Source organism: Kitasatospora sp. NPDC097643, from assembly GCF_040302625.1.
Classification (GTDB): Bacteria; Actinomycetota; Actinomycetes; order Streptomycetales; family Streptomycetaceae; genus Kitasatospora.
In genome coordinates, this window is the sequence record NZ_JBEOSA010000069.1 from 45,695 (window position 1) to 52,769 (window position 7,075).

7 protein-coding genes are annotated in these 7,075 nt (G+C 69.6%); 2 read left to right on the forward strand and 5 right to left on the reverse strand.

Annotated elements, in window-relative coordinates:
- The first annotated feature begins 156 nt into the window (after positions 1–156).
- Entirely contained in the window at positions 157–1,356 is a 1,200-nt protein-coding gene (locus tag ABTY15_RS32510; RefSeq protein WP_350603404.1) for a serine hydrolase domain-containing protein, read from the forward strand.
- A 103-nt stretch (positions 1,357–1,459) separates the two neighbouring features.
- On the opposite strand, the gene ABTY15_RS32515 is transcribed toward ABTY15_RS32510, so the two are convergent.
- Together ABTY15_RS32515 and ABTY15_RS32520 are read right to left on the reverse strand one after the other, a co-directional pair.
- Positions 1,460–2,260, reverse strand: a complete 801-nt coding sequence (locus ABTY15_RS32515; RefSeq protein ID WP_350603406.1) for an SUKH-3 domain-containing protein — start codon at positions 2,258–2,260, stop codon at positions 1,460–1,462.
- A gap of 71 nt (positions 2,261–2,331) precedes the next feature.
- On the reverse strand, positions 2,332–3,477 hold the full coding sequence (locus tag ABTY15_RS32520; RefSeq protein ID WP_350603409.1) for an NsdA family TPR-like regulatory protein: 1,146 nt from the start codon (positions 3,475–3,477) through the stop codon (positions 2,332–2,334).
- Positions 3,478–3,848: 371 nt separating this feature from the next.
- Here ABTY15_RS32520 and ABTY15_RS32525 point away from each other — a divergent pair, with 371 nt between their 5' ends.
- A complete protein-coding gene (locus tag ABTY15_RS32525; RefSeq protein ID WP_350603410.1) occupies positions 3,849–4,187 on the forward strand; it encodes a hypothetical protein in 339 nt (112 codons plus the stop codon).
- 152 nt (positions 4,188–4,339) lie between these two features.
- On the opposite strand, the gene ABTY15_RS32530 is transcribed toward ABTY15_RS32525, so the two are convergent.
- The 3 genes from ABTY15_RS32530 to ABTY15_RS32540 all read right to left on the reverse strand — a co-directional run bounded on the left by ABTY15_RS32530 (position 4,340) and on the right by ABTY15_RS32540 (position 6,649).
- Positions 4,340–5,086 carry a hypothetical protein gene (locus ABTY15_RS32530; protein ID WP_350603412.1) on the reverse strand — a complete coding sequence of 249 codons (747 nt, stop codon included), beginning with the start codon at positions 5,084–5,086 and terminating at the stop codon, positions 4,340–4,342.
- Between the two features lie 466 nt (positions 5,087–5,552).
- Positions 5,553–6,083 (reverse strand): RICIN domain-containing protein, encoded by a 531-nt coding sequence (locus ABTY15_RS32535; protein ID WP_350603414.1) that lies wholly within the window; start codon positions 6,081–6,083, stop codon positions 5,553–5,555.
- Between the two features lie 170 nt (positions 6,084–6,253).
- Positions 6,254–6,649 (reverse strand): hypothetical protein, encoded by a 396-nt coding sequence (locus ABTY15_RS32540; protein ID WP_350603417.1) that lies wholly within the window; start codon positions 6,647–6,649, stop codon positions 6,254–6,256.
- Positions 6,650–7,075: the final 426 nt, after the last annotated feature.

Sequence of the window (7,075 nt, forward strand, 5' to 3'; positions counted from 1 at the left end):
TCAATTTCCAGGCGGACCTATCGGGCAGAGCCGCTGGGCACCCCGGAGCCCGGGCTGGGGGACGTCCCCCAGGCCGGGCCGGGGACATCCCCCATCCGACCCTGGAGTGCGCCGGGATCCCGCCCGTTCGTAGTCGAAGCTGGTTAGCGTCCGACCATGACCTCGACGACCTCGATCCTGCCGATCCGGCGAAAGCGCCTCGCCGTCGCAGCCGGTATCGCCGCGCTGCTCGCCGCCAACGCCGTGGCCACGGCCACCACTGCCGACGCCCAGCCCAGCAGCTCGTCCCCCATGAAGCAGTTACGCCAGGACACCAAGGCCATCCACGCCCTCGGCATCAGCGGCGTGCAGGCCCGCGTGGTCACGCCCGACGGGCGGCAGTGGGTCGCCACCAGCGGCACCGCCGATCTGAAAACCGGCCGCCCCGTCCCCTCCAACGGCTACTTCCGCATGGCCAGCACGGCCAAGGCCCTGGTCGCCACCGTCGTCCTCCAGCTGGAGGCGGAGGGCAAGCTGTCCCTGGACGACACGGTCGACCACTGGCTGCCGGGCGTCGTGCAGGGCAACGGCAACGACGGCAGCCGGATCACCCTGCGCCAACTTCTCCAGCACACCAGCGGCATCTCCGACGCCGGCCTGCCCGGCTACACGACGCCGAAGGAGTACTACCAGCAGCGCCACGACGTCTACACCCCCGAGCAGTTGGTGGCCCGCGCCATGGCTCAGGCGCCCGTCGAGGGCTGGGCGTACTCCAACACCGGCTACGTCCTGCTCGGGATGGTCATCCAGAAGGCCACCGGCCAACCCGTCCACCAGCAGATCGAGAGCCGCATCCTGCGCCCGCTCGGCCTCGACCAGACCCGGTGGACGGGCACCTCCTCCACCCTCCCCCGGCCGCACGCCCAGGCCTACCAGTTCTTCGGCCCCCGCTCCCGGGTGGACGTCACCGACCAGATACCGGTGAGCCAGGACCTCTCATGGGTCACCACCACGCGGGACGAGAACAACTTCTTCCGCGCCCTGCTCGCGGGCCGCCTGCTGCCGGCCCGGCAGCAGGCCGAGATGAAGCGGACCGTCCCGGTGAGCGCGGAGCTCCAACAGATGTGGCCCGACGGCCGCTACGGGCTCGGCCTCGCCGAACGCCCCCTCAGCTGCGGCGGAACGTACTGGAGCCACGAGGGCGGCGACGGCGGCTACATCACCGTCAACGGCGTCACCGACGACGGCAAGCGAAGCGCCGTGGTCTCCATGTCCGAGGCCCGCGGCGACACCCCGCAGCACATCCAGGCGCAGGAGGCCGCGGCCAGCACCCTCATCGACCACGCCCTGTGCGGCGGGCGGCCCACCGGCAAGTAAGCGGTAGCGTCATCGCGATGGCCGGTGGGCGGCGAGCTCCGCGCAAGCCCCCGCCGGCACCGCAGATCAGCCCGGTACCCCCCGGTCCTGACGAGTCCCGGTCTCAGTCGATGCGCCGGGGAGCGATGCCCAGGGTGAGCCGCTCCAGCGCCTCCTGGACCGGGCCGAACGTCGCGACCCAGGTCTCGACGAGGTGGATCTCACCGTCCTCGTCGATGCCGAGGAAGAACCGGCCCTCGTCGAGCTCGCCGATCGGGAAGATGTCCCGTCCGAGTGTCGCGCTCCAGTCCGCGAAGCGGTCCTCCTCGCCCAGCGCCAGCTCGGGATCGAAGTGGAATCGCGCCTTGGCGACATTGATGCCGGGCCCGCTGATGCGAACGTCCAAGCCACCGAACTCGGAGAGGAAGAGTTCGGCTGCCTCGTGCATGCGAACCAGTCCCGACGCCTCCAGCAGCTCGCGCCACGGTTGGACCGGAACACGTCTCCCCGGCCGCCATCCGGCCGCGCGCAACGTCTCCTCGACCGTGCCGGCCTCTCGCAGCGGGGCGGCCTCCGCCTCCACCCAGGCCTGATCCACCGGCAGGTTCTCCGGCCAGCTCGGACGCCACCGCGCCAGCCACTCGTCGAAGTCCTCGCGCAGGAACTGCCGGTCCACCGGCTTGAGCCGCACCTGCGGCCGCTGGTCAGCCCACCAGACCTCGAACTCCGCCACGGTTCCCACGGCCGGCCACCGATGCGCGTCCTCCGGGAGCAGCAGCACGTCGACGAACCCACCGACGGGGAGGCCGACGTCGACGAAGAGTCCGGTGGCCCCCGGAGTCGGCACCGCGGTCACCGTCCCGGAAAGCCGCTGCCCCAACCGCAGGTCTCTTCGGGCCCGGATCCACTCTTCGACGCTGACCATGTGTCCCATCTTCGCAAGGTCCGTACCGCGAACGCGATGCCGAACGAAAACCCCAGTCCCGCCGCTGACGCTCAGAGCGTCGCGGTCAGCTGGTCGATCCGCGCAAGGTGACGGGCCAGGCCGGCCCGGTTGGCCAGTCCCCGGGCGTTCCGGAGATGGTTGACGGCCTGGTCGCGTTCGCCACGGATGAGGTGGGCCCTCGCGAGGTCGCAGTGCAGAGCGACGGTCGGGCGAGTGAACGTCGCGTCATTCCTGGCAAGTGCGTCGTACAGCGCATCCAGCGCGGTGTCGTCACCGAAGTGCGAGAGGATCCGGCTCCGGTGGCGGACCAGGTCGTTGTGGTTGAGGAAGATGTTCGGCATGTCGGGATCGCGGCTGTCGTCTCCCGGGGGCAGCAGCGCGTCAGCTCGGTTCAGGGCCCGCAGAGCGGCGTCCCGCTGACCCGCGTACGCGAATGACTTGGCGGCCGCGACGTGAAGCCACGCCGTCTGACGTGGAGATGCCTTGCTCCCCACCGTCCGCTGAGCTTCCTCGACGAGCAGGACCGCGAGCTCGGGCCTTCCGACGGTGGACAGCACCGTGGCCTGCCGTGCCATGGCGTACGCGAGGTACCGCGGGTCATTCGCCTCGACGGCAGCACGTCTTCCCAGTTCCGCCAGCCGCCAGGCGTTCTTGGCGGCGCCGAGGTCCCGCGCCTGTGAGGCTGCGAACGTGGCCGCACCGGCGAGGGCCCAGGCAACCTGTTCCCGTGTGCTGGGCCGCATGGTGAGGGCCAGGAAGTTCTCCAGAGCCGTCACGTGGGCGTGCGTCTGCTCCACGAGGCTGGCAGGGCCCATCTGGCGGTCGAGCGTGCGCAGGAGCTCGGTCTGGGCCATGAAGGTGTCGATCACGTCGGGGCTGAGCCGCTGGGCCCACTCGATCTGCCCGGCCAGCTCTTCGGACTCGGCGGTGAGAGCCGTCAACGTGCCTCCGACGCCGGGAGCCACAGCATCTGCATGCGCCACCCGGGCCGAGGCGATCAGGAGTTCTCGGCCGGTTTGGTCAAGGCCCAGGCCGGCAGCGAGCCGGTTCACCGACGACAGGCGCGGGCACCGCTTTCCCGACTCCAGCATGCTGATCGCGTGCCTGGACACACCTGACCGCTCCGCCAGGTCTTCCTGGGTCAGCCCAGCCTGCAGTCGAAACTCCCGCAGGACCGTCTGGAACTCCGCAGCCACGTGTCCCCCCGGCCATCCGATTCCGCCAGCCGACGAGCGAGCGGTGAACCCCCGACGCGGTCGACTCGTGCGCCGGACCGAACATACGGGTCGTCAGTACCGAACGCCACAGCAACGCAACAGGAACGACATGGAGTCCCCTGCCGTACCTGGCGAGGATGGTTCACGCGCAGAGGAGGTCCGGGGCAGGTGGACGGACCGCCGAAAGCACCAGCTCCGGAATCCCCCGGCGGCCGGGCACGACCGACCGGCCGGGGTGCCGCTCTGCGCGTGGCGCGCACATCGATGGACGGCGAGCACGCCACCCGATTCGGCGGGTTCACCACACGACAGGTACCGGTGCGACGCGCACCGTGCCAAGGGAGGAAGTCATGAGGAACATCCGGCGCACCGTCGCCATGACCGCGGCAACCGTCGCCCTCGTCGGCGGTACCACCCTCGCTCTCGGCGGCACTGCCCAGGCCGCACCTGCGAGCTGCTCCTACCCTGCGGCGCAGCTGTTCTCCCAGGTCGGAGGCCCGCAGTTCGCCTGCACCGGGTACTACAGCGGTTCCTGGTGGGGGACCTGGAAGGTGGCGTCGGGCGCCCACTGGGCCACCTTCCTCTGCAACGACAGCGGGAACTGGTACAACATCGCGCTCTCGCCGTACCAGGTGGGGTACACCCGGAACGCGAACGACGAATGCACTCAGGTCGCCGTCACCAGCTGATCCCGCGACGGCTCCGGACGGGCCGGGCTCGGACAGGCCACCCACCGGTGTCTGCACCGGCCCGTCCGTGAGCAGCGACATGGGACGGCTGAACCCCTGGGGCTTGCACCCCAGGGGTTCACCGTCCGCGCTGGTGGCTCAGTGCTGGTGGCTCAGTGCTGCTGGGCGGCCTTCACCTGGTCGAACTGCTTCTTCACCAGAGCCTGGTCCGGCTGCGGAATGGAGGCCTTCCCCAGGTTGCTGACGCCGATCACGACGTCCCCGCTCCGGACGAAGACGAAGGAGTACTCGGCCGACGTCTCGCCGCTGAAGGTCACCTTGAAGGCCAGGGTCGCGTCGCCGAGCGCCGGGGAGCTCAGCTTCGACGCGGCTATCGACGTCTTCTCGTTGCCGTTCCCGGGGACGGTGGCGGGGATGCTGGAGCACGACCCGAGCACGGCCGCGGCGGACGAGATGGCCTTGTCAGCCTGGCCGGCGCCGAACTGGTCGAGCTTGATCATCACCCCGACGTTCGAACCGGTCTTGAAGATGCTCTCCACGGCCGCGGTCGGCTTCGTCGTGGCGTTCATCTCGTCCATCAGGTCGAGCACGGGCTGACAGGCGGCGTTGTCCGCGACCGTCTTGCTGTCACCACCGGACGGGCTGGTGGTGGAGTTGGTGGCGCCCGGCACGTCGGCCTTGGTCAGCAGGGCCTTGGTGAGCTCATCGACCGACAGGCTCTTCGCCGGACCCGGCTTGCCCGTCGGAGCGGCCGTGGCGGTCGGTGCGGCCGTGCCGGTCGGTGCCGGCTTGCCCGTCGGAGCCGCCGTGCCCGTCGGTGCGGCGGTGGCGGTCGGAGCGGCCGTGGCGGTCCCGGTGTTGCTCGGCTCGGGGTTGTCGGGGCCGCACTGGGCGGCCATGGACCCGAGGAGAGCGATCGGCAGAACAGCCGTCACGAGAAAGCGCTTGTGCGAAGCACGCATGGAGAAGTTCCCCCTTGAGTTGGATCATGGTACAACTGCCGTGCCGGAGCCCGGTCATGATGCTTGCCGAGGCCCCCGCCGCAGTGATCAGCAGCGATCCCTGCATGAGCCTGCGTGAGCCGGCATGAGGGATGCGGGCCGTTCCACGGGGGCGGATGCCGCCCGCGGGGCGGGCCACCGCGCTGAGCCGCCACAAACTACCGCAAATCTCCGACTGATGAGTACAGATGATCATCCGACAGCTGGAAGTCGTCTCATGTGGAGAGTCTGCGGACTGAATGCGGACTCACAGCGGACTCACAGCGGACCGACGTGAGGGCTGCGGCGATGCCTACGAAGGCCCGGCGCAGCCGCGCCCCACGCGGTCGGCGCGGGGCGCGGCTGCACTGCTGGTGCGATGCGGTCAGTAACGCCACCAGACGTTCTCGTTGCTGACCGAGGCGCAGGGGTAGAGACGGGCCTCGTTGCCCCGCTGGTCACCGCCCCACATGTTCACGCAGTTCACCGACGCGGACTTCGGCTGGAGCTGCCAACCGATGCCCTTGTAGACGAAGTTGAACACGCGGTCGGGACTGGTGCCGCAGTCGTAGAGGCGGATGTAGTTGCCGGTGACGTCTCCGCCCTCGTAGTTGTTGAGGCAGTACTTGCCCTTCTCGAGGACGCTCTGGATCTGGAAGTGGGTGCTGTCCACCGGGATGATGTTCCAGCGCTGGGCATCGGTGTTGTTGCACCACCACGTCTGGACGATCTGCTGGCCGTACGCATCGGCGTTGGGGACGTCGAGGCAGTAGCCGTTGCTGAAGTGGATGGCGACGCCGTAGGCGGGGATGGTGTAGAGGTTCCCGGCGGCCTGGGCGGGAGTGGCGGTGAAGCTGAGGGCGCCGGCCAGCGCTGCCGTTCCGGCGGCTGCGGCGATCTTGCGACGGATGGACATGGTTGTTTCCCCCTGGTGAGTGCGACGTACGGGTCATCGCGCGTAGACCGGCGGCCAACAGCGCCCGACGCGATGCCAGGGGGAGCATGCCCGAGGCGCCTATCACCGCCCTGTCACGGGCCGAAGATCGCTCTCGGACGTGGCGGCGGCGCCCGCCCCGACGTGGGCGCTCACTCCTGGCCGGGCGATCCGTCGCCCTGCTGCCGGCTCATCCACTCGACGATGGCCTGCTCGGTCCGGGCCAGCTGGTCGGTCGGGCTGAACTGGAGCAGCTCGGTGCCCGCGTCCACGTACGGACGGTGCCCCGGCGGCTGGTAGTAGGCGTCGCCGGCCTCGTACACCTCTTCGTGGTCCTCGAACACGAAGCGCATGCGGCCGGCGATGACGTAGCCCCAGTGCGGGCACTGGCACATCCCGCCGGGTAGCGCCTGAAGCGGCCCGTCCAGGTCGGCGTCGGCCCGGAAGGAGACGAACTCGACCGTGTAGCCGTTCATCTCCTCACGGCGGTCGATCACCGGCCCGAATTCCTGGACGTTGGTCGCCGTCTGCTTGGACACCTTCGGCATCGGTGGCCCCTCTCCGTTCTCCGTGGTGACGTCCGAGAGCTCTCGTCGTCTTGAGTGGACCACCGTGACCGGCGGGGTGCATCCGGGGACGCCGGCGGGCGCACCGCCACCGGAGCCGGGCGGGCTGATCGCCGCCGGCGCGTCGGCCGCGATCACGGTTTTCGTGACTGCGCGTGAGCGCGCTGGGAGCTCCGGGTGAGGGTTGTGGTGCGGGCCACCCGGCGGGCGGGACGGGGCGGCGGTTTCGGCACCGGGGGCGGGCGGGTGGTCACGGTCTGTCGACGATGTGCGGGGGCTCACACGCCGTTTCGGGTGACCGGGACCACTTCGAGGGCTGCTTTGATCTTGGAAATAGGGGCAAATCGGACCAAAATGCCCCATTTCCTTGATCCTTACTTCCGGTAACAGCCCGCTGAGCTGGCTAAA